This is a genomic window from Mesorhizobium sp. ESP-6-2, assembly GCF_020164675.1.
In the GTDB taxonomy this organism is placed as follows: domain Bacteria; phylum Pseudomonadota; class Alphaproteobacteria; order Rhizobiales; family Rhizobiaceae; genus Mesorhizobium.
This window is the reverse complement of record NZ_JAIUGT010000004.1, coordinates 229,623-249,312: the sequence shown is the minus strand read 5'-3', so window position 1 is coordinate 249,312 and position 19,690 is coordinate 229,623. Positions and strand designations below refer to the sequence as shown.

The 19,690-nt window shown below is 64.6% G+C and carries 20 protein-coding genes; 11 read left to right on the top strand and 9 right to left on the bottom strand.

Features of this window, described 5'->3' with window-relative positions; genetic code table 11:
• Positions 1-31: 31 nt before the first annotated feature.
• The 4 genes from LB532_RS13690 to LB532_RS13675 form a co-directional block, all read right to left on the bottom strand.
• Entirely contained in the window at positions 32-217 is a 186-nt protein-coding gene (locus LB532_RS13690; RefSeq protein WP_140497980.1) for a hypothetical protein, read from the bottom strand.
• Between the two features lie 137 nt (positions 218-354).
• Positions 355-1,218 carry a S49 family peptidase gene (locus tag LB532_RS13685; RefSeq protein WP_140638627.1) on the bottom strand — a complete coding sequence of 288 codons (864 nt, stop codon included), beginning with the start codon at positions 1,216-1,218 and terminating at the stop codon, positions 355-357.
• An 87-nt stretch (positions 1,219-1,305) separates the two neighbouring features.
• The gene (locus LB532_RS13680; RefSeq protein WP_224556886.1) at positions 1,306-2,106 is read right to left on the bottom strand and encodes a methyltransferase; all 801 of its coding nucleotides are present in this window, start codon (positions 2,104-2,106) and stop codon (positions 1,306-1,308) included.
• Positions 2,106-2,330 carry a DUF2007 domain-containing protein gene (locus LB532_RS13675; RefSeq protein WP_135901951.1) on the bottom strand — a complete coding sequence of 75 codons (225 nt, stop codon included), beginning with the start codon at positions 2,328-2,330 and terminating at the stop codon, positions 2,106-2,108. Before LB532_RS13675 ends, LB532_RS13680 begins: the two co-directional genes overlap by 1 nt.
• Positions 2,331-2,495: 165 nt before the next feature.
• Between LB532_RS13675 and LB532_RS13670 the strand changes: the two genes are divergently transcribed.
• The 4 genes from LB532_RS13670 to LB532_RS13655 all read left to right on the top strand — a co-directional run bounded on the left by LB532_RS13670 (position 2,496) and on the right by LB532_RS13655 (position 7,076).
• Positions 2,496-3,512: a polyprenyl synthetase family protein gene (locus tag LB532_RS13670; protein WP_140514769.1), complete on the top strand. Its 1,017-nt coding sequence runs from the start codon at positions 2,496-2,498 to the stop codon at positions 3,510-3,512.
• A 106-nt stretch (positions 3,513-3,618) separates the two neighbouring features.
• Positions 3,619-4,287: a GntR family transcriptional regulator gene (locus LB532_RS13665; protein WP_140638629.1), complete on the top strand. Its 669-nt coding sequence runs from the start codon at positions 3,619-3,621 to the stop codon at positions 4,285-4,287.
• A 106-nt stretch (positions 4,288-4,393) separates the two neighbouring features.
• On the top strand, positions 4,394-4,975 hold the full coding sequence (locus LB532_RS13660) for a biotin transporter BioY (protein WP_140638630.1): 582 nt from the start codon (positions 4,394-4,396) through the stop codon (positions 4,973-4,975).
• A gap of 328 nt (positions 4,976-5,303) precedes the next feature.
• Complete coding sequence (locus LB532_RS13655) at positions 5,304-7,076, top strand: tetratricopeptide repeat protein (protein ID WP_140638631.1); 1,773 nt, start codon at positions 5,304-5,306, stop codon at positions 7,074-7,076.
• A 62-nt stretch (positions 7,077-7,138) separates the two neighbouring features.
• Here LB532_RS13655 and LB532_RS13650 read toward each other — a convergent pair whose 3' ends face one another.
• Positions 7,139-7,600: a GNAT family N-acetyltransferase gene (locus tag LB532_RS13650; RefSeq protein WP_140638632.1), complete on the bottom strand. Its 462-nt coding sequence runs from the start codon at positions 7,598-7,600 to the stop codon at positions 7,139-7,141.
• A 218-nt stretch (positions 7,601-7,818) separates the two neighbouring features.
• Between LB532_RS13650 and LB532_RS13645 the strand changes: the two genes are divergently transcribed.
• Positions 7,819-8,739, top strand: a complete 921-nt coding sequence (locus LB532_RS13645; protein WP_181169316.1) for a glycine--tRNA ligase subunit alpha — start codon at positions 7,819-7,821, stop codon at positions 8,737-8,739.
• 3 nt (positions 8,740-8,742) lie between these two features.
• Here LB532_RS13645 and LB532_RS13640 read toward each other — a convergent pair whose 3' ends face one another.
• Positions 8,743-8,913: a hypothetical protein gene (locus LB532_RS13640; protein ID WP_181169303.1), complete on the bottom strand. Its 171-nt coding sequence runs from the start codon at positions 8,911-8,913 to the stop codon at positions 8,743-8,745.
• A 189-nt stretch (positions 8,914-9,102) separates the two neighbouring features.
• Between LB532_RS13640 and glyS the strand changes: the two genes are divergently transcribed.
• Positions 9,103-11,412, top strand: coding sequence for a glycine--tRNA ligase subunit beta (glyS, locus tag LB532_RS13635; protein ID WP_140638634.1), 2,310 nt, complete (start codon positions 9,103-9,105; stop codon positions 11,410-11,412).
• Between the two features lie 88 nt (positions 11,413-11,500).
• Here glyS and LB532_RS13630 read toward each other — a convergent pair whose 3' ends face one another.
• Positions 11,501-11,944, bottom strand: a complete 444-nt coding sequence (locus LB532_RS13630) for a hypothetical protein (protein WP_140638635.1) — start codon at positions 11,942-11,944, stop codon at positions 11,501-11,503.
• Between the two features lie 192 nt (positions 11,945-12,136).
• Here LB532_RS13630 and LB532_RS13625 point away from each other — a divergent pair, with 192 nt between their 5' ends.
• From LB532_RS13625 to LB532_RS13615, 3 genes are all read left to right on the top strand, one after another.
• The gene (locus LB532_RS13625; RefSeq protein WP_263492205.1) at positions 12,137-13,081 is read left to right on the top strand and encodes an L-threonylcarbamoyladenylate synthase; all 945 of its coding nucleotides are present in this window, start codon (positions 12,137-12,139) and stop codon (positions 13,079-13,081) included.
• 10 nt (positions 13,082-13,091) lie between these two features.
• Entirely contained in the window at positions 13,092-14,522 is a 1,431-nt protein-coding gene (locus LB532_RS13620) for an FAD-binding oxidoreductase (protein WP_140638637.1), read from the top strand.
• Between the two features lie 182 nt (positions 14,523-14,704).
• On the top strand, positions 14,705-15,271 hold the full coding sequence (locus LB532_RS13615; RefSeq protein WP_140638638.1) for a DUF6101 family protein: 567 nt from the start codon (positions 14,705-14,707) through the stop codon (positions 15,269-15,271).
• A 75-nt stretch (positions 15,272-15,346) separates the two neighbouring features.
• Here LB532_RS13615 and ubiA read toward each other — a convergent pair whose 3' ends face one another.
• Both ubiA and LB532_RS13605 read right to left on the bottom strand, forming a co-directional pair.
• Positions 15,347-16,330 carry a 4-hydroxybenzoate octaprenyltransferase gene (ubiA, locus tag LB532_RS13610; RefSeq protein ID WP_181169317.1) on the bottom strand — a complete coding sequence of 328 codons (984 nt, stop codon included), beginning with the start codon at positions 16,328-16,330 and terminating at the stop codon, positions 15,347-15,349.
• A 68-nt stretch (positions 16,331-16,398) separates the two neighbouring features.
• Positions 16,399-17,310: a LysR family transcriptional regulator gene (locus tag LB532_RS13605; RefSeq protein ID WP_140638639.1), complete on the bottom strand. Its 912-nt coding sequence runs from the start codon at positions 17,308-17,310 to the stop codon at positions 16,399-16,401.
• A 91-nt stretch (positions 17,311-17,401) separates the two neighbouring features.
• Here LB532_RS13605 and LB532_RS13600 point away from each other — a divergent pair, with 91 nt between their 5' ends.
• Both LB532_RS13600 and purD read left to right on the top strand, forming a co-directional pair.
• On the top strand, positions 17,402-18,223 hold the full coding sequence (locus LB532_RS13600; protein WP_140638640.1) for a phytanoyl-CoA dioxygenase family protein: 822 nt from the start codon (positions 17,402-17,404) through the stop codon (positions 18,221-18,223).
• A 159-nt stretch (positions 18,224-18,382) separates the two neighbouring features.
• On the top strand, positions 18,383-19,666 hold the full coding sequence (gene purD, locus LB532_RS13595; RefSeq protein ID WP_140638641.1) for a phosphoribosylamine--glycine ligase: 1,284 nt from the start codon (positions 18,383-18,385) through the stop codon (positions 19,664-19,666).
• Positions 19,667-19,690: the final 24 nt, after the last annotated feature.

Sequence of the window (19,690 nt, the reverse complement as noted above, 5' to 3'; positions counted from 1 at the left end):
TCCAGGCTCTCGATTGCGAGTGAAATGAGGATCAGTCCTTGGCCAGCCGGTACTCGCCGGTCTTCGGATCCTTCACCAGCGTCCCCATCGCGCCGTTTGCCGTCTGCTTTTCGGTGCGCCGCACCTTGGCGGTTACACGCTCGGCCTCGCGGATAAAGGTGCGGTAGCCAAAATAGGCGGCGATCCCGACGACGGCGAAGAAAATGATCTGCGGCATATCAAAACTCCTCCCACGCTGGGCCGGCGAAGGGCGGCCGGTCGGGTCGGTTGGCGCATGTCGTCCAAAGACGGGTTCTGGAGAAAAACGACATGCATGGAACTTCGGGGTTCATGCTAGACGGTTTTGCCGGGTTTTCAAAGCCCGAAGCGCGCCCACAGAGCGCGCTCTTGCGCCGCATCTATCACGCCGCCGGTGGCAGCGGCGGCAATATCGGGCGCCGAAAAGCCCTTGCTCGAGCCGAACAGCCCGAAGCGGCCGAACAAACCGCGCGGTGCCGAGATCAGCCTGAGTTGAGTTTTCGCCCCGAACCGCGTCTTGAGCACGGATCGCATGTCGCCGAGCGCATCGACAAGCCCAAGCTCCAGGCCCCGCTTGCCGGTCCAGAACAGGCCCGTGAACAGGTCGGGATCGTCCTTGAGCTTGGTGCCGCGCCGCTCCTTGACCAGATCGATGAAGGTTTCGTGCACTTCGAGCTGCAGCGCCTTCAGCCGTTCGATGTCTTCCTTCTTCTCGGGCTTGAACGGATCGAGCACCGACTTGTTCTGCCCCGCCGTGTGGACGCGGCGCTCGACGCCGATCTTCTTCATCAACTCCGGGAAGCCGAACGAGGCCGAGACCACGCCGATCGAGCCGACGATGGACGATGGGTCGGCGAAAATCTCATCGCCGGCCACCGCGATCATGTAGCCGCCGGAGGCAGCGACGTCCTCGACGAAGACCAGCACCTTTCTGTTCTTCTCGATCGCCAGGTCGCGGATGCGCTTGAAGATCAGCCGCGACTGCACCGGCGAGCCGCCGGGCGAATTGATGGAGATGGCGATCGCAGGCGCGTCGAAGGAAAACGCCTTTTCGATCAGGCCGGCGGTGGAGGCAAGCGACAGGCTCGGACGGAACGGGCCGCCGCCCGCCAGGATGGTGCCGTGCAGCCGGATGACCGGAATGGTGACGACTGTGGAACGCCAGGATTTCGGCAGCAGGCGGTTGAAAAGGCGTTTCACTGAGGTCGATCTCCGCTCGATGGGTTGCCAGCATGTAGGAATTTCAAGACCAACGGCAATGCCGCGGCCATCGCGGCCAGGTTGTGTTCAATCTCCGAACAGGGAGGCGAGGCCGTTGTTGATCATCTCCGTCCGTTCCGACGGGCCGTCGCCCGTCTGCGCGTGAAGCATCAAAGGCGGCCGGATGGCGAGTTTGCCGCGCGCTCCGAGCGTTGCCCTGACGATGATGCGGATCGCCGCGGCATCGGGGCGGGGATGCACGGCCAGCATCTCGGCGTCGCCGAAGCGGCCCGCGATCGCATCGAGAAGCGAACCGAGTTGCTCGGGCCGCGCGATGACGGCAAGCCCGCCGCGCGGCCTGACCACCGCCGCGGCACTGCGGATCCAGCCCTCTAGCAGCCCGTCCTCCATGACATGCGCTTCCTTTCTCAAGCGCTCGGGCGTGGCGCGGTCCTGCGCGGCGTTGAAGGGCGGATTCATGATGACGAAATCGAAATCATTGTCGCCGAGGCCGGCCGCCGTCCTGGCGCGGCCCGAAAGCGCGACATTGGCGACGAGCACCGAAGCGCGGTCGGCCAGATGCGCGTTCCCGGGATGCCCGAGCGTGGCCGCGGCGAAAGCCGCCATTTCCGGCGCGCGTTCGACCAGCACGGCCCGGGCCGTCGGGCAGCGCGCCAGAACGGCAAGTGCCGCGGCACCGGCGCCGGCGCCGAAATCGGCGAGACGCCCGCCGAACGAGGACGGCACGGCAGCCGCCAGCATCATGGCGTCCATGCCGGCGCGATGGCCGCCATGCTTGGGCTGCACCAGCCAGAACCGGCCGCGATGGAAGGCATCGACCGTGTGGGCCGGCGTGTCCGGGGCGAGGGCGGCTGGCGCGGCGGACATTATTTTTGGCGGATCTCGTTGGCGATGCCGGCATCCGTCAGGATGCGCCGCGCCGCGTCGGCCTTGTCGGCGTCGACCATGACGCGCCGCGGCAGGATGCCGAGCGAGCCGTCGAGCACGCTCATATTCTGGTCGGCCACGAAGCAGCCGATGCCGGCATCGCGCATCAGCGATTCGACGAAGGAGATGATGACGGCGTCGTTGGTGCGAATGAGCTCTATCATCGGACGAAACTCTCAGTTTGCCGCGTTGATGTAAACGCATGCGGGGCCCGAAACCAGAGTAGCCGCGCCAATTCGCCACTTGCCGTGGCAGCGTTCGCCGCCCTAGAGTCCGTAACGGAACTAAGGGTGCCGTCGCACGCGTTACATCAGACGGGAGAGTTTGTCGTGGGTGTCGTTCTCAACATCGAAAACGGAAAGCGGGAACCCGCCTCCATCAAGGATCTGATCGACCTCACGGCGGCCGACATGGGGCGCGTCAACGAATTGATCCTCTCGAAGGCCGGATCCGATGTCGAGATGATCCCGGAGGTCGCCAACCACCTGATCTCGTCGGGCGGCAAGCGGCTCAGGCCGATGCTGACGCTCGCCGCCGCACAGATGTTCGGCTATGCCGGCGAGGGCCACGTCAAGCTCGCCACATCGGTCGAGTTCATGCACACCGCGACGCTGCTCCATGACGACGTCGTCGACGAGAGCGGCATGCGACGCGGCAAGAAGACGGCCCGCATGATCTGGGGCAACCAGGCGAGCGTGCTGGTCGGCGACTTCCTGCTCGGCCAGGCATTCCGCATGATGGTCGATGTCGGTTCGCTGGAGGCGCTCGACATCCTGTCGAGCGCGGCCTCGATCATCGCCGAGGGCGAGGTCATGCAGCTTGCCGCCGCCAAGAACCTGGAGACCACCGAGGACGAGCATTTCGCCGTCATCAAGGCCAAGACCGCGGCCTTGTTCTCGGCTGCCGCCGAGGTCGGCCCCGTCATCGCCCAGGCGACGCGCAACGACCGCGCCGCCTTGCGCTCCTACGGCATGAACCTCGGGCTCGCCTTCCAACTGATCGACGATGCGCTGGACTATGGCGGCACCAGCAAGGATCTCGGCAAGAATGTCGGCGACGATTTTCGCGAGGGCAAGGTGACGCTGCCGGTCATTCTCGCCTACCGGCGCGGCAGCAAGGCCGAGCGCACTTTCTGGAAGCGCGCCATCGAGGACAATGTCACCGATGACGCCGGCCTCGAAAAGGCGATCGGGCTGATGACCCACCACGGCGCGATCGCCGACACGATCGGGCGTGCCCGTCATTTCGGCGAGATCGCCCGCGACGCGCTGGCGCCGCTGGAAGCGACGCCGCAGAAATCGGCGCTGATCGACGTCATCGATTTCTGCATCAGCCGGGTGAACTGAGCCGCTGCCTTTCACGCAGCTCTCCTTTGGCTCGTGCTGGGGAGAAATCCGTGAATCCGTCTCCGCCGCCTCGACAAGCTGTCCGGCTGCAAATTATCTATAAAACATGGCAAAGGGCACGGACGACACCATCGCGGTGCGCATCGGCAAGGTTCTGGCGGATCGCATCATCTCGGGCGCGATCGAGCCGGGCGCGCGGCTGCGGCAGGACCATGTCGCCGAGGAGTTTAACACCAGCCATGTTCCCGTGCGCGAGGCCTTTCGCCGTCTCGAGGCGCAAGGCCTGGCCGTCAGCGAACCGCGCCGCGGCGTGCGCGTGGCGGCTTTCGACCTCGGCGAGGTCAAGGAGGTCGCCGAAATGCGGGCCGCGCTCGAAGTGCTGGCGCTCCACCATGCGGCGCCGCATCTGACCTCGGCTATTCTCGACCGGGCCGAGGAGGCCACCAAGGCCGGCGACAAATCCCGGGACGTCAGGTCGTGGGAAGAAGCCAACCGCGCCTTTCACCGGTTGATCCTGGCGCCATGCGGCATGTCGCGTCTTCTCGCCACCATCGATGACCTGCACGCCGCAAGCGCCCGTTTCCTGTTCGCCGCATGGCGCTCGGAATGGGAGACCCGCACCGATCAGGACCACCGGGCGATATTGGCCGCCTTGCGGCAGGGCAACACCGAATCGGCCGCGGCGACATTGGGGCGGCACGTGCAATGGATTGGCCGCAAGCCGGTCAGGACAGCCTCCGGCACCACGCGAGAGGCCTTCGCGATCGTGGGCTAACCGCCCTTGCGCAAGGCATGCCTTGCCTTCGTCCGAAAATTGTGGCTTCGATAATAGATCGAAGGCAGAAATTATCTATAATTTTGGATCGACCAAGGGAGTCCCTATGACCGACATCGCGTTCTCGTCCGCAAAACCGTCCTTCAGCCCGCTCCGGCTTCAGGAGCGATCGCTCGGCTGGCAGGCGGGCGCCGTCGTGCTCGGCACGTTCTTCCTGGCGCTGTCCTCCTATATCGAGGTGCCGATGGTGCCGGTTCCTGTGACGATGCAGACCTTCGCCGTGACGCTGGTCGGCGCGCTCTATGGCTGGCGGCTGGGCGCGATCACCATCGCCGCCTGGCTGGTCGAGGGTGCGGTTGGCTTCCCGGTTCTGGCCGGCGGGGCCGCCGGCGTACAGCATTTCATCGGCCCGACGGGCGGCTATCTCTTCGCCTTCCCGGTTGTCGGCGCGCTGGTCGGCTGGCTGGCGGAGCGCGGCTGGAACGGCGGGAGGGGCGTGCTTGCCTTCGTCGCCATGCTGCTCGGCAACCTGCTGTGCCTTGCCCTTGGCACGGCGTGGCTCGCCGTCATCATCGGCGCTGAGAAGGCTGTCGTCTTCGGGTTCCTGCCGTTCGTCCTTGGCGGCCTGCTCAAGTCGGCGCTTGGCGCCGCCACGCTGATGGCGCTCCCGCGCGGCAGGGCGAAATAGCTGGCGCGGATGCCGCAGGCCTTCTTGGCCGGCCTCACGCCGGACCTGCCAGTGCTGCGAATGGAACGGCCTGTGCAGCGCGGTGGCGTCGGGCGGATACCAGGGCGCACGCCTGCGGCGCTCCGCCTGCCGGGCAACTCCTGACGCCGATGCGCCGGTTTCGGGCTGAAAACCGTTCTTTGCCGGCATGGTTTGTTAATCGGGTGACCCGATTGTGAATTCGAGGAAGATTGAAGCGTGACCCCAAAAAGGCCATGCTTTTCTCCGAAAGATCGAATCTACGTCGATCCCGCTGACGCGGAGATGGCGCCTGGCTGAAAGGGATACGATGCAGCAGGGACGTGCGCGCTGGCTGACAAGGCTGGCACTTGTGACGGGCATGGCGATTTCGGCGCTGCCGGCCTATGCCAAGCAGACCACCGAACCGGTGAAGATCACATCCTTCTCGGGAGCCTATCTGGCTGCCCGGATCGCCGAAGGTGACAACGACCTCGACAACGCCATCGCCTATTACAAGCAGGCCCTGGCCTTCGATCCGAGCGATACGGGCCTGCAGCAGAGCCTGATGCTGTCGCTGATCGCGCAAGGACGCTTCGACGAATCCCTTGTCTATGCCGACAAGCTCAAGGAAGTTCCTGACGTCGAACGGTTCTCGCGTCTGGCGCTGGCGGTGGATTCCTTCCACAAGAAGGATTTTTCCAAGGCGCAGTACTGGCTGAAGCTGTCGCTGGAATCCGATCTCGACCGGCTGATCTCCGGCGTCATGTCCGGCTGGGCCCAAGAGGGCGCCGGCGACCCCAGCGAGGCGATGGCATTCATCGACAAGCTGCAGGGGCCGGACTGGTTCGGCCTGTTCAAATCCTTCCACCGCGCGCTGATTGCCGACGCGTCCAACATGCCTGAGAAGGCCGACGCGATCTACGCCGCGACCATGCAGGACACCGCCGCCGGCAGTGCGGCTCCCGAAACCTGGATGCGCAATGCGCAGGCCTATGCCTCATTCCTGGCCCGCAAGGGCGACACGGCCAAGGCGGTATCGGTGCTCGACCAGGCCGAGGCGTTTTCGCCGGGCAAGCTGGAAATCGTCGCCTTGCGCGACAGGATCAGCAAGGGTGACAAGATCCCGCCTTTCGTTGCCGGTCCGTCCGACGGAGCCTCCGAGATACTGCTCGATCTGGCGACCGCGCTCAATCGCGGCGGCGGTGAGCCTTTCGTCAGGCTCTATCTGCAATATGCGCTGGCGCTGAAGCCCGACAGCGATGCCGCCCTTGTGCAGCTTGCCGCCGTTTCCGAACAGCTGAAGGACGGCGAGGGGGCCATCGCGCTTTACCGACGGATACCGGATAGCTCGCCGCTGAAGGAGCTTTCGGACTTACAGCTTGGCCTCAACCTGGCTGATCTCGACCGCCATGACGAGGCGATCACCCATCTGAAGGCCTTCGTCGATGCGCATCCCAACGACATGCGCGCCTATCTGGCGCTTGGTGGGGTCTATTCGTCGAAGGAGGATTTCCGTTCCGCCGCCAATCTCTACGACAAGGCTGTCGAGGCGCTGAAGACGCCGACCGCCGCCAACTGGAATATCTTCTACCAGCGCGGCATCGCCTATGAGCGGCTGAAGGAATGGCCGAAGGCCGAGCCGAATTTCCGCAAGGCGCTGGAATTACAGCCCGACCAGCCGCAGGTGCTGAACTATCTCGGCTATTCCTGGGTCGACATGAATATGAACCTGAAGGAAGGCCTGGCGATGATCCAGAAGGCCGTCGATCTCAGGCCGAGCGACGGTTACATCGTCGATTCGCTGGGCTGGGCCTATTTCCGCCTCGGCAGGTTCGACGACGCTGTGCGCGAAATGGAACGCGCGGTGTCGCTGAAGCCGGAAGATCCGGTGCTGAACGACCATCTCGGCGACGCCTACTGGCGCGTCGGCCGCAAGCTCGAAGCCACCTTCCAGTGGAACCAGGCGCGCGACCTGAAGCCGGATCCCGACGTGCTTGCCGCCTTGCAGCAGAAGCTGATGAAGGGCCTGCCGCCGATCGAGTCCAACACGGCGCAGGAAACTCCTAAGGTCAAGCCGGCGCCGGCCGCGCCGAAGGGCTAAGATGAAATGATGTTGCTTGCGAACGGGGCCCTTGTCGGGCCCCGTTTTCGTTGGCAGCAGTGTCAGAACAGCTTGCGGTAGACGACAAAGCCCGAGCGTTCGCCGATGCTATCGTAGAGCTTCATGGCGGTGTGATTGGTCTCGTGCGTCAGCCAGTACACCCGGCCCGAACCGGCCGCCTGCGCCCGCTCGTAGACGCCCTCGATGAGGGCCCGGCCGATGCCTTTGCCGCGCAGGGTCTCGTCGGTGAAAAGATCCTGCAGGTAGCAGTTCGGCGCGATCGCCGTGGTGCTGCGGTGAAAGAGGTAATGGACAAGGCCGACAAGCTGGCCCTCGCTTTCGGCAACCAGCGCATGCACCGGCTCATAGGCGTCGAAGAAGCGCGACCATGTCATGGCGGTGATCTCGCTTGCCAGCGCAGTCTCGCCCGAACGGCCGTAAAACGCATTGTAGCCGTTCCACAGCGGCAGCCATTGGTCGAAATCCTTGCGTGTGACGGGACGAATGGCGATCGGGTCGGGCATGGCGGTACCTGATGTTTCGGACACGGTGGCGTGAGGGCCAACAGATCGCAGGCGCCATGGGTCGGCAATGGGCCAGTCGTTGGCAAACCCTTCGACATCCTGCAAAGGCCTCGCGAGGCCCGCGCCTTGCTTGACGCTTCGCCGCCGTGTCTCTAGGACGGGGCCGCAAGTCAGCCCTTGCAGCCGAGGCCACCGTGACAATTGAAATCCCCGCCCATATGCATCCCAGCCGCTCCTTTCAGGGGCTGATCCTGACTTTGCACAATTACTGGGCGGACTATGGCTGCGTGATCCTCCAGCCCTACGACATGGAGGTCGGCGCCGGCACCTTCCATCCGGCAACGACGCTGCGGGCGCTTGGACCGAGGCGCTGGAACGCCGCCTACGTCCAGCCTTCGCGCCGCCCCAAGGACGGTCGTTACGGCGAGAACCCGAACCGGCTGCAGCATTACTATCAGTATCAGGTGATCCTGAAACCCAACCCGCCCAATCTGCAGGAACTTTATCTCGGTTCGCTGGCGGCGATCGGCGTCGACCCGCTGCTGCATGACATCCGCTTCGTCGAGGACGACTGGGAAAGTCCGACGCTCGGCGCCTGGGGGCTTGGCTGGGAATGCTGGTGCGACGGCATGGAAGTGTCGCAGTTCACCTATTTCCAGCAGGTCTGCGGCATCGAGTGCGCGCCGGTTGCCGGCGAACTCACCTACGGTCTGGAACGGCTGGCCATGTATGTGCAGGGCGTCGACAATGTCTATGATCTCAACTTCAACGGCCGCGAAGGCGCCGACAAGGTGAGCTATGGCGATGTCTTCCTGCAGGCCGAGCAGGAATATTCGCGCCACAATTTCGAATATGCGAATACGGCGATGCTGCTGCGTCACTTCGAGGATGCCGAGGCCGAGTGCAAGGCGCTGCTTGATGCCGGCGCGCCGGCATCCAACGACAACCTGCCGATGCACCGCATGGTCTTCCCTGCCTATGACCAGTGCATCAAGGCCAGCCACGTCTTCAACCTGCTCGACGCACGCGGCGTGATTTCGGTCACCGAGCGGCAGAGCTATATCCTGCGGGTGCGCAATCTGGCGAAGGCCTGCGGCGAGGCCTTCCTGCTCACCCAGGCTGGCGGGCTCGCGGCCTGAGCCTCAGGCATGCGTCATCTCGAGAGAGGCGTTGACGGGCGACAGGATTTGGCCGCTCGGGCCGGCCATCGTCCGCAATGCCTGCCTTACGCCCGGCATCGAAAAGGTGCCGTGAACCTGCGCGGAGCAGGCGCTGAGCGCGAGGACTTGCAGGAATGTCGATGCCGTTTTCATGGTCGTTCAGCCAATAGCTCTCTGCCTGAGCGTGGGTCGCTTCAGCGCTGCGTTCGGTTCATGGAATCTTTGATCCAAGGACGGGTGGGATCATCCCGTCCCGACAGGACGCCCAAAATTTCTGGAAAGGGTGACAGCGGCCAGCCGAGTTGCTATGGCCCGCGGACCATTGCTGCGTGAGCTTCAACCATGCCTGACCTGCTTCTAGAACTTCGCTCCGAGGAAATACCCGCCCGCATGCAGCGCAAGGCGGCGGGCGATCTCAAGAAGATGCTGACCGACGGTCTGGTCGAGGCAGGGCTGACCTACGAGGCGGCGCGTGAGTACTGGACGCCGCGGCGGCTGGCGCTCGACATCAGGGGCCTTACCGCGCGCTCGAAGGACATCAGCGAGGAGATCAAGGGCCCGTCGACGACGGCGCCTGAACAGGCAGTCCAGGGCTTCCTACGCAAGGCCGGGCTTTCCTCGATCGCCGAGGCACACGTCCATTCCGACCCGAAGAAGGGCGACTTCTATGTCGCGCACATTTCGAAGCCGGGCAGGGCGGCCGAAGAGATCATCGCCGGGCTGGTGCCTGATATCATCCGCAATTTCCCGTGGCCGAAATCGATGCGCTGGGGGCCGGCCTCGGCCAAGCCGGGCTCGCTGCGCTGGGTACGGCCGCTGCAATCGATCCTGTGCACCTTCGGCCCCGAAACCGAGGAGCCTGTCGTGGTCGATTTCGAGATCGATGGCATCCGTTCGGGCAATGTCACCTACGGCCATCGCTTTCACGCACCCGGCGAAATCACCGTGCGTCGCTTCGACGACTATGTGAGCAAGCTGGAAGCGGCCAAGGTCGTGCTCGACGCCGACCGGCGCAAGGAGATCATCCTCGCCGACGCCCGCAATCTTGCCTTCGCCAACGGGCTGGATCTAGTCGAGGACGAGGGGCTTCTGGAAGAGGTCTCCGGGCTGGTCGAATGGCCTGTGGTGCTGATGGGCGCGTTCGAGGAGGCTTTCCTGGCCATCCCGGCCGAGGTGATCCGGCTGACCATCCGCGCCAACCAGAAGTGCTTTGTCACGCGCCCGCAAGGGCAAGGCGATGCGCTTTCCAACCGCTTCATCGTCACCGCCAACATCGAGGCGAGCGATGGCGGCAAGGAGATCGCCCACGGCAACGGCAAGGTGGTGCGCGCGCGCCTCTCCGACGCGCTCTATTTCTGGACGACCGACCAGGGCGATCTGCCCGATCTCGCCGAGCTCGAGGCGTCGGCGAAAAAGTTCGGGCTCGACCTCAACAAGCCGCTCGACCAGCGCATGGCCCGGCTCGACCATCTCAATGTGACCTTCCACGCCAAGCTCGGCACTCAGGGCGAGCGGGTTGAGCGGATCAAGCGGCTGGCACAAGAACTGGCGCCGGCAGGGGCGCAGTCGATCTCCCCCCTTGAGGGAGAGATGGCCGGCAGGCCAGAGGGGGTCGCCTCGCACGAAGCGCCGGCATCCTCTGTCCGCGATGGAACGTCGCGTCCCGTCGCACCGACCCCCTCTGTCGCCTTCGGCGACATCTCCCCCTCAAGGGGGGAGATTACCGCGCTCGCGGGTCGCGCCGCCGTTTTGGCGAAGGCCGATCTCCAGACCGAAGTCGTTGGCGAATTCCCGGAGTTGCAGGGCGCCATGGGCCGCAAATACGCGTTGCTCCAGGGTGAGCATTCGTCCGTGGCCGCAGCCATCGAAGAGCACTACAAACCGCAGGGGCCGTCCGATTACGTGCCGAGCGATCCGGTGTCGATCGCCGTCGCGCTCGCCGACAAGCTGGATACGCTTGTCGGCTTCTGGGCCATCGATGAAAAGCCGACAGGCTCGAAGGATCCTTACGCGCTGCGTCGCGCTGCGCTCGGCGTCGTGAGGATTTTGATCGAGAACCGCATTCGACTGGGGTTGACGACGATCTTCGGCAGCGCTTCCACGAACTACACGGTTGGCAACATAGATCAGGTCCGAGACCTTCTCGCCTTCTTCCACGACCGCCTGAAAGTCTACCTCCGCGATCAGGGCGCCCGCCACGATCTCATCGACGCGGTCATCACGCCGCAGTCCGACGACCTCTTGCAGATCGTGCGCCGTGTCGAGGCGCTGGGCTCCTTCCTCGACACCGAGGACGGCAAGAACCTGCTTGCCGGTACCAAGCGCGCGGCCAACATTTTGGCTGCCGAGGAGAAGAAGAAAACGCTCATCGCCGAAACCCTTGAGCCGGCGCTGTTCCGCGAGGATGCCGAGAAATCGCTTTTCGCGGCGGTGAATCAGGCCGAGAAGCAAGCCGGCGAAGCGATTCAAAACGAAGACTTTTCCGCCGCCATGCTGGCGCTTAGCGTTTTGCGCGAACCAGTTGATTCATTCTTTGAAGGCGTTCTCGTGAATGATGAGGATCAGGCCGTGCGCGCCAATCGATTGGCGCTGCTCGCCCGCATCCGCGCGGCCACCGACCAGGTCGCGGATTTCTCCAACATCGCGGGTTAGAGGGACAGGCGAAGCGACGCTCCTCCTCGGCAGCAAAAGCGGCCTGTCCGGCACGGTGCCGGACGCCGGACCGACGTCAAGACAGCCGCTACTTGAGTTTGCCGACCCCAGGGACGGGCTGCTGCGCTGCCGCCGCCGGCGCGGCTGCCGGTGATGTCGCCGGGGTCTTCTGCCCATTCGCCGCAGGTGCCGCCGAAGCGGTGGCGGTTGCAGTGGCCGGCGCCTTGGCTTGCGTGGGCGTCGAGAAGGCGCTGCCGACGATACCGCCGCGAATGATCATCGGGTTTTGCAGGAAGCCGTGCCGCGCCTCAGGCGCGTTCGGGATCGCCGCCACCTTTTCATAGGTGACGTCAGGGTCACCGAGCGCGGTGACCGACCGCATATCGCCTGCCTTGGCAGCATCGGCTGCCTCCAGCGTGACAATGGACGGCGTCGAGGCCGGCGCACCGGGAAAGACGAGTGACGAGGCCTGGGCTCCGCCGGCCATCGCCGCCAGAGTGATAGCAAGCGTTCCCCAAATACGCACAGACACGATGAAAGCTCCCCATTGCCCAGAAGCCGCACGATAGCGGGTCGGAATTGATGCCGGCTTTCGCGGAACCGTAGCATTTTAGGGATTGGCAAATCGCCAAGGGACGGGCTTGCCCCTTGGACGCCATCGTACTACGCAGCCGGCATCCGTGAGGTGACCAGCGTGGTTGAAATTCTTGCCGTCGACGAGGCGATGGAACGGGCATTGGCGCTGCTTGAAAGCGGCGACGTGGTCGCCATTCCGACCGAGACCGTCTATGGGCTCGCCGGCGACGCCACCAACGGCATCGGCGTGGCGCGTATTTTCGAGGCCAAGGGACGGCCGCGGTTCAACCCGCTGATCGCCCATGTCGCCGACATGGCGATGGCCGAGCGCATTGCTTTGTTCGATCCGCTGTCGAGGAAATTGGCGCTTGCGTTCTGGCCAGGTCCTTTGACGCTGGTGCTGCCGCAGCGGCCAGGCAACGACGTTCATCCGCTGGTAACGGCCGGGCTCGACACGATCGCCTTGCGCATGCCGAGGGGCTTCGGCGGCGACCTGATTGCAAGACTCGGCCGGCCGCTTGCGGCTCCCAGCGCCAATTCCTCCGGCAGGATCAGCGCGACGACGGCGCAAGCCGTGGCGGCTGATCTCGGCGCCCGCATAAAATTGGTCGTCGATGGCGGCGCGACGCCGGTCGGGCTGGAATCGACCATCCTCAAGGCCGAAGAGGGAAAATTGCGCCTCCTGAGGCCCGGCGGCATTGCCGCCCAGGAAATCGAGGCGGTCGTCGGCATGGAGCTGTTGCGCGGCGCCGACGCCGGTGTCGAGGCGCCGGGCATGCTCGCCTCGCACTATGCGCCTGACGCCGCCGTGCGGCTAAACGCCGGGACCGTCGGCGAGGGCGAGGCGCTGCTGGCTTTCGGCAAACGCCGCGCCGAAGGCTGGCAAAAGGCTGCCGCTTGCCTCAATCTGTCCGAGACCGGCGACCTGCGCGAAGCGGCGAGCAATCTTTTCGCCTATATGCAGGAACTCGATCGCAGCGGCGCGCGGACCATCGCCGTCGAACCCGTTCCCTTTGACGGGCTCGGCGAAGCGATCAACGATAGGCTTTCGCGTGCCGCCGCGCCGCGTGACAATAGCTTGCCGCCAACATAGTTTCGCGCACATGACCGACATCGCCGAGATTCCCGACACCGCTCTCATCAACCGCTTCGCGGCGATCGTCGGCGAGAAATACGCGCTGCGCGACCAGCGCGATATCGCGCCCTACATCACGGAACGGCGCGGGCTATGGCATGGCGCGACATCGCTTGTGCTGCGGCCGGGCAGCGTCGAGGAAGTCAGTCGCATCATGCGGCTGGCGACCGAGACGGCGACGCCGGTCGTGCCGCAAAGCGGCAACACAGGGCTGGTCGGCGCCCAGGTGCCGGACAAGTCCGGGCGCGAGATCGTGCTGTCCTTGTCGCGGCTGAATCGCATTCGCGAGATCGACGTCCTGTCCAACACCGTGACGGCGGAGGCCGGCGTCATCTTGCAGACGCTGCAGGAAGCGGCCGATGCCGCCGACCGGCTGTTTCCGCTGTCGCTGGCCGCGCAAGGCTCCTGCCAGATCGGCGGCAATCTTTCCTCCAATGCAGGCGGCACCGGCGTGCTGGCCTATGGCAATGCGCGCGAGCTTTGCCTCGGCGTCGAGGTGGTGCTGCCGACGGGCGAGGTGTTCGACGATCTGCGCAAGCTGAAGAAGGACAATACCGGCTACGACCTCAAGAACCTGTTCGTCGGCGCCGAAGGCACGCTCGGCGTCATCACCGCCGCCGTGCTCAAGCTGTTTCCGAAACCGAAAGGCCACGAAGTCGCGTTCGTCGGCCTGTCCTCACCCGAAGCGGCGCTGTCGCTGTTCAGCCTGGCGACGGACCGCGCCGGCGCCGCGCTCACCGCCTTCGAGCTGATCGGCAAGCGGCCGTACGATTTCACGCTGGCGCATGCCCAGGGCGTGGTGCGGCCGCTGGCGCAGGATTGGCCGTGGTATGTGTTGATGCAGATCTCGTCCGGCCGCTCGCCGGAAGATGCCAGGGCCCTGATCGAGGACGTGCTCGGGGCCGGGCTGGAACAGGAAATTGTCGGCGATGCGGTGATCGCGGCCAGCCTTGCGCAAGGCGATGCCTTCTGGAATTTCCGCGAGGTGCTGCCCGACGCGCAGAAGCCTGAGGGCGCCTCGATCAAGCATGACATTTCGGTTCCGGTGGCATCGATCCCGCGTTTCATCGAAGAGGCCGCCGGCGCGGTGGCTTCGGTTAGCCCGGGAGCGCGCGTGGTCTGCTTCGGCCATATGGGCGACGGCAATCTCCACTATAACATCTCGCGGCCCGTCGATGGCGATGACGAGGCGTTCCTCGATCTCTACCATCCCATGAACAAGGCGGTGCACGACGTCGTGCGCTCCTTCCACGGCTCGATCTCGGCCGAGCACGGCATCGGCCAGCTGAAGCGGGACGAACTGATCGCCACCGCCCCGCCCATGGCGATCGACCTGATGCGCAGGGTCAAGCAGGCTTTCGACCCGGCCGGCATCATGAACCCCGGTAAGGTTATCTGATCCTTTCGGAATCGAGCGCGCGGTCGCATTCCGATAACCATCCCCGTGATCAGCAAAATTTAACCGACTTTCTTAAGCGCGGCGGTAAGGAGGCCGCGCTACTGTTTCCCCATAACGAGGCCGGGAAAACTGGCCCGGAGAGAACCGGACACCGGCTCTCAGGAGAAACAGGAAGGCATTCAATGAACACTGGACTGAAGCCAGTCTGGGCGGGACGCAATATGCGCCTCGACCCATTCCGCCTGCCGCAGGTGGTAAGCTACGCCACACGCGACGACTATGGCGACGTGACCTTCACCATCGACCACCGTGGCGCCGTGATCCGCCGCCTGCTGGAGATGAGCGGCGTACCGGCGATCATCGCTCTGCCCGCCAATGCGTTCCGCGGCGTTGCCGCCCGCGCGATGGAGGATCCGGAAGGCAATGTCACGGTGACCCTGGAACTCCTGCACAACGATCCCATGCTGTCGGTGCCGCTGCTGGTCGCCGACGACCTCGACGACGTCGCCGCCGACTGGCGCGCCTGGGCCGACGCCTATCGCTTGCCGATGCTGTTGATCGAATCGGACGGCGTTGCCCGCACGCTGGAGGAATCGCTCGGCGCCGCCATCAAGACGCTGCCGCCGCAGGACCGCCGCAAGGGCCGCGTTTCGACCATGCGCCGCCCGCGCTTCCTCGCCCGCCGCAGGGCGGGTGACCTCGGTCTCAGGCTGGTGATCGGCGGCGAGGAGATCATCGCGCGCGAATAGGCTGAAATTCTGTCTGGAAGGCTGGCGCCGGCTGACGCCACCTTCTCTCCGTAGACGGGGAGAAGGGAAAGAAAACTACACCAGTGGCTTCAGCGCCACCCACAGCGCGCCGCCGATGAGGCCGAGGAAGATCAGCCAGCCGACCTGGTTGTTCGACCTGAACAGCCGCAGGCATTGATCTGGATTGTCGATATCCAGCACCAGGATCTGCCGCGCCATGTGGGCGCCGGCGGCGATCAGTCCGGCCAGCGCCACGACGGGAGCCTGCGCCGACGCGAAGGCGATGGCGAAACAGACAAGCGCGCCGCCGTAAAGCCCGGCCAGCCACGACTTGGTGTTGTCGCCGAACAGGCGCGCGGTCGAGCGTACGCCCACGATGGCGTCGTCTTCCTTGTCCTGGTGCGCATAGATCGTGTCGTAGCCGATCACCCACAGGATCGAGCCGACATAGAGCATGATGGCCGGTCCGTCGATGTCGCCGAACTCAACCGCCCATCCCATCAGAGCACCCCAGGAAAAGGCAAGGCCGAGAACCAGTTGCGGCCAGTTGGTGATCCGTTTCATGAATGGATAGATGGCGACGATGACCAGCGAGCAGACGCCGAGCAGGACGGCGAAGCTGTTGAACTGCAAGAGCACGGCAAGTCCGACCAGTGCCTGCAGGATGACAAACAGCCACGCCCCCCGCCGCGTGACCTTGCCCGACGGGAGCGGCCGCGAGCGCGTGCGCTCGACCTGATTGTCGATGTCTTCGTCAGCCAGGTCGTTGTAGGTGCAGCCGGCGCCGCGCATGGCGATGGCGCCGGCCAGGAACAGCACGAGATACAAGGGTGCTGGCAGCAGCGACAGCAGCGGATCGCCCGGGCGGGGATAGGCACTGGCCGCGAGAGCCGCGGACCACCAGCACGGCCACAAAAGCAACTGCCAGCCGATCGGCCTGTCCCATCGAGCGAGCTGTGCATAGGGCCAAATTGGCCGCGGCAGCACGCGATAGACCCAATGGCCGTTCGGCGCGTCGGCGACGCGGCCCTGGGCTGCTTTCGACTGAACCGTTTCCATGACGATGGAGTGGCAGCCGCCGCGCAAACCGTCAAGCGGCGAGCGGGGCAGTGGCATTCGTCAGCGCTTCAGGAGGCGAAGATGTCGCGGGTGGAGAACCAGCCCTTTGCCGCGTCGATGAAGGCCAGCGCGGCATTGGGCGTGCGCTGATGCGTGTCATGGGTGAGGATGATACGCTGCATGGGCAGCGGATCGGAAAGCGGCTTGCAGACGAGAGGCAAGCCGTCATAGCTGCGATCGCCATGCGGCCTCGTATAGCTGACGGCGACGCCGAAGCCATTGGCCACCATGCTGCGCTGGAGTTCGAACGAGCTTGTCTGCCTGTCAGCGACCGGCGACAGGCCACGGCTGCGGAAGAGGTCGAGCATGTGCTGCCAGCTATGCGGCTGGTCCGTCGTGATCAGCGGGTAGGCGGCCAGATCGGCCAGGCTGACATCGGGACGATCCGCCAGCGCGTGTCCGGCCGGCAAAAGCGCATGCGGCCTGAGTTCATGCAGCAGGATGCGGGCGAAATGCGAAGGCAGGCCTAGATCATAGGTGAGCCCGAGGTCGACGGCGGCATCGCCGAGGCGCCGCCCGAGCGTCTCGAAGGTCTCGTCGCGCACGATCACCGCAACCTTCGGATGGCGTTCCGAGAAGGCGCGGATCAGGGCCGGCGCGAAATAAGGCGCCAGATCTTCGAAGCATCCGAGCACCAGTTCGCCGCCGAGCGCCGACTTGCGCGAGCCGAGACCGATGAGTTCGTCCGTCTCGGCGAGAACCTGTTTTGCCTTGGCCACCACGGCGCGGCCGAAGGAGGTCAGGGTAACGCCGCTTCCGCGCTGGCGCACGAAGAGTTTCTGGCCGAGATCCTGTTCGACAGCGTCTATCGCTACCGAAATGGACGGCTGTGAAATGTTCAGTGCCCTGGCCGCGCCCGTAACGCTGCCGTGGCGGGTGACGGCAACCAGATAGCGCAATTGCGTGAGGGTCAGGCTCATAGAGTAGAACTATATGTTGGATGAGAAGTTATTATTTTACTGAATGAAAGAGGCTTGCGATAGTGGCGTCGATCCCTGAAAGGAGAACGCCATGGCTTCCCAGACTGCGCTTCGCGCGATCGCCACAGGTTTGATCGATGCGCAGACGATTGAGAATTATCAGCGCGACGGCGCTGTCTGCATCCGCGGCGCTTTCAAGGGCTGGGTCGAAACGATTGCCGCCGGCATCGAGCGCAACATGCAAAACCGCAGCGCCACCGCGTCGGATATCGCCAATGGGCGAGGCAGCTTCTTCGACGACTACTGTAACTGGGAACGCATTCCAGAATTCGTCAAGCTGGTGCGCGAATCGCCGGCGGCCGAATTGGCGGCCGCGGTGATGCGGTCGCGCACGGCGCAGTTCTTCCACGATCATGTCTTGGTCAAGGAACCGGGCACGCAGAAGCCGACGCCCTGGCATCAGGACATCCCCTATTATTTCGTCGACGGCCGGCAGACGGTGAGCTTCTGGATCCCTATCGACCCTGTAAAGGAAGCAACGCTGCGGCTGATTGCCGGCTCGCACAAATGGGACAAGATGATCCTGCCGGTGCGCTGGCTCGACGACAGCAATTTCTATGCCGACGAGGGTGACTACCTGCCGGTGCCGGATCCAGACAAGGACCCCTCGCTGGAGGTGCTCGAATGGGAAATGGAGCCGGGCGATGCCATCCTGTTCGATTTCAGGACCGCGCATGGCGCACGCGGCAACCTGACCGCGGCGCGGCGGCGGGCGCTCTCGCTGCGCTGGGTCGGCGACGACGCCCACTATGTCGAACGGCCGGGGCGCACCTCGCCGCCCTATCATGGCCATGGCATGCAGCCGGGGCAGAAGCTTCGCGAGGACTGGTTCCCGATCGTCTTCCAGAGCTGAAGCGCTTTCCAGAAAATCGGCGACGGTCTCCGCCGCCGATTTTCGGGCAGGGGTAACGTTCCCGTGCGCAATTCCGATCAAAGCGCCCGGATGCCTTGACCCGTCGTCCAGAGAGCAATAGCGGGTTCTCTGGAAGATTACAGGCATCAAGAGGTGGCCATGAACGTCCTTCTTCTCGGCTCCGGCGGCCGCGAACATGCGCTCGCCTGGAAGATCGCCGCGTCGCCGTTGCTGACCAAGCTCTATGCTGCGCCCGGCAATCCTGGCATCGGCCGCGAGGCGGAGCTGGTCAAGCTGGACATCGCCGACCATTCCGCTATCGCCGCCTTCTGCAAGGACAGAGAGATCGACCTCGTCGTGGTCGGGCCGGAAGGGCCGCTGGTGGCCGGCATATCGGACGATCTGCGTGGCTGGGGCATCCGCGTCTTTGGCCCGTCGCGCGCGGCGGCGCGGCTCGAAGGATCGAAGGGCTTCACCAAGGATCTTTGCGCCAGATACGATATCCCCACCGCCGCCTATGGCCGTTTCTCAGACCTGGCATCGGCCAAGGCCTATGTCGAGAAGATGGGCACGCCGATCGTCATCAAGGCCGACGGCCTTGCGGCGGGCAAGGGCGTCACGGTCGCAATGACGATGGATGAGGCGCTGGCCGCGCTCGACGCCTGTTTCGACGGCTCTTTCGGCACAGCCGGCGCGGAGGTGGTGGTCGAGGAGTTTCTGACCGGCGAGGAGGCCAGCTTCTTTTGCCTGTGCGACGGCACTACAGCACTGCCCTTCGGCACCGCGCAGGATCACAAACGCGTCGGCGACGGTGATGTCGGCCCCAACACCGGCGGCATGGGCGCCTACTCGCCGGCCCCGGTGATGACGCCGCAGATGGTGGAGCGCACCATGCGCGAGATCGTCGAGCCGACCATGCGCGGCATGGCCGCAGCGGGTGCGCCGTTCGCCGGCATTCTCTTCGCCGGGCTGATGATAACGGACGAAGGGCCGAAGCTGATCGAATACAACACCCGCTTCGGCGACCCCGAATGCCAGGTGCTGATGATGCGGCTGAAGGACGACCTGCTGGTGCTGCTCAATGCCGCCGTCGATGGCCAGCTCGCGCACATGTCGGCGCGCTGGAGCGACGAGGCGGCACTCACCGTCGTCATGGCCGCGAGGGGCTATCCCGGCACGCCCGAAAAAGGCTCGGTCATTCGCGGGCTCGACGAGGCTGCCAGCGAGGGCGCCCAGATTTTCCATGCCGGCACCGCCATCAATGGCGGTGCGCTGGTCGCCAACGGCGGTCGCGTCCTGAACGTCACCGCGGTCGGTGCGACTGTCGGCGAGGCGCAGAAGAAGGCCTATGCCGCGCTCGACCGTATCGACTGGCCGCAGGGCTTCTGCCGCCGCGACATTGGCTGGCAGGCCGTGGCGCGCGAAACGGCAGGAGCAAGCTGACGGCAAGCATCCGGTCGCGCACTT

Excerpts from the sequence above, each read along its gene's own strand:
- LB532_RS13680 (WP_224556886.1), bottom strand. The coding sequence starts at position 2,106 with ATGTCCGCCGCGCCAGCCGCCCTCGCCCCGGACACGCCGGCCCACACG.
- LB532_RS13660 (WP_140638630.1), top strand. The coding sequence starts at position 4,394 with ATGACCGACATCGCGTTCTCGTCCGCAAAACCGTCCTTCAGCCCGCTC.
- LB532_RS13640 (WP_181169303.1), bottom strand. The coding sequence starts at position 8,913 with ATGAAAACGGCATCGACATTCCTGCAAGTCCTCGCGCTCAGCGCCTGC.
- LB532_RS13690 (WP_140497980.1), bottom strand. The coding sequence starts at position 217 with ATGCCGCAGATCATTTTCTTCGCCGTCGTCGGGATCGCCGCCTATTTT.
- LB532_RS13620 (WP_140638637.1), top strand. The coding sequence starts at position 13,092 with ATGACCGACATCGCCGAGATTCCCGACACCGCTCTCATCAACCGCTTC.
- LB532_RS13665 (WP_140638629.1), top strand. The coding sequence starts at position 3,619 with ATGGCAAAGGGCACGGACGACACCATCGCGGTGCGCATCGGCAAGGTT.
- LB532_RS13625 (WP_263492205.1), top strand. The coding sequence starts at position 12,137 with ATGGAACGGGCATTGGCGCTGCTTGAAAGCGGCGACGTGGTCGCCATT.
- LB532_RS13650 (WP_140638632.1), bottom strand. The coding sequence starts at position 7,600 with ATGCCCGACCCGATCGCCATTCGTCCCGTCACACGCAAGGATTTCGAC.
- LB532_RS13600 (WP_140638640.1), top strand. The coding sequence starts at position 17,402 with ATGGCTTCCCAGACTGCGCTTCGCGCGATCGCCACAGGTTTGATCGAT.
- glyS (WP_140638634.1), top strand. The coding sequence starts at position 9,103 with ATGCCTGACCTGCTTCTAGAACTTCGCTCCGAGGAAATACCCGCCCGC.
- LB532_RS13605 (WP_140638639.1), bottom strand. The coding sequence starts at position 17,310 with ATGAGCCTGACCCTCACGCAATTGCGCTATCTGGTTGCCGTCACCCGC.
- purD (WP_140638641.1), top strand. The coding sequence starts at position 18,383 with ATGAACGTCCTTCTTCTCGGCTCCGGCGGCCGCGAACATGCGCTCGCC.
- LB532_RS13655 (WP_140638631.1), top strand. The coding sequence starts at position 5,304 with ATGCAGCAGGGACGTGCGCGCTGGCTGACAAGGCTGGCACTTGTGACG.
- LB532_RS13675 (WP_135901951.1), bottom strand. The coding sequence starts at position 2,330 with ATGATAGAGCTCATTCGCACCAACGACGCCGTCATCATCTCCTTCGTC.
- LB532_RS13615 (WP_140638638.1), top strand. The coding sequence starts at position 14,705 with ATGAACACTGGACTGAAGCCAGTCTGGGCGGGACGCAATATGCGCCTC.
- LB532_RS13645 (WP_181169316.1), top strand. The coding sequence starts at position 7,819 with ATGCATCCCAGCCGCTCCTTTCAGGGGCTGATCCTGACTTTGCACAAT.
- ubiA (WP_181169317.1), bottom strand. The coding sequence starts at position 16,330 with ATGGAAACGGTTCAGTCGAAAGCAGCCCAGGGCCGCGTCGCCGACGCG.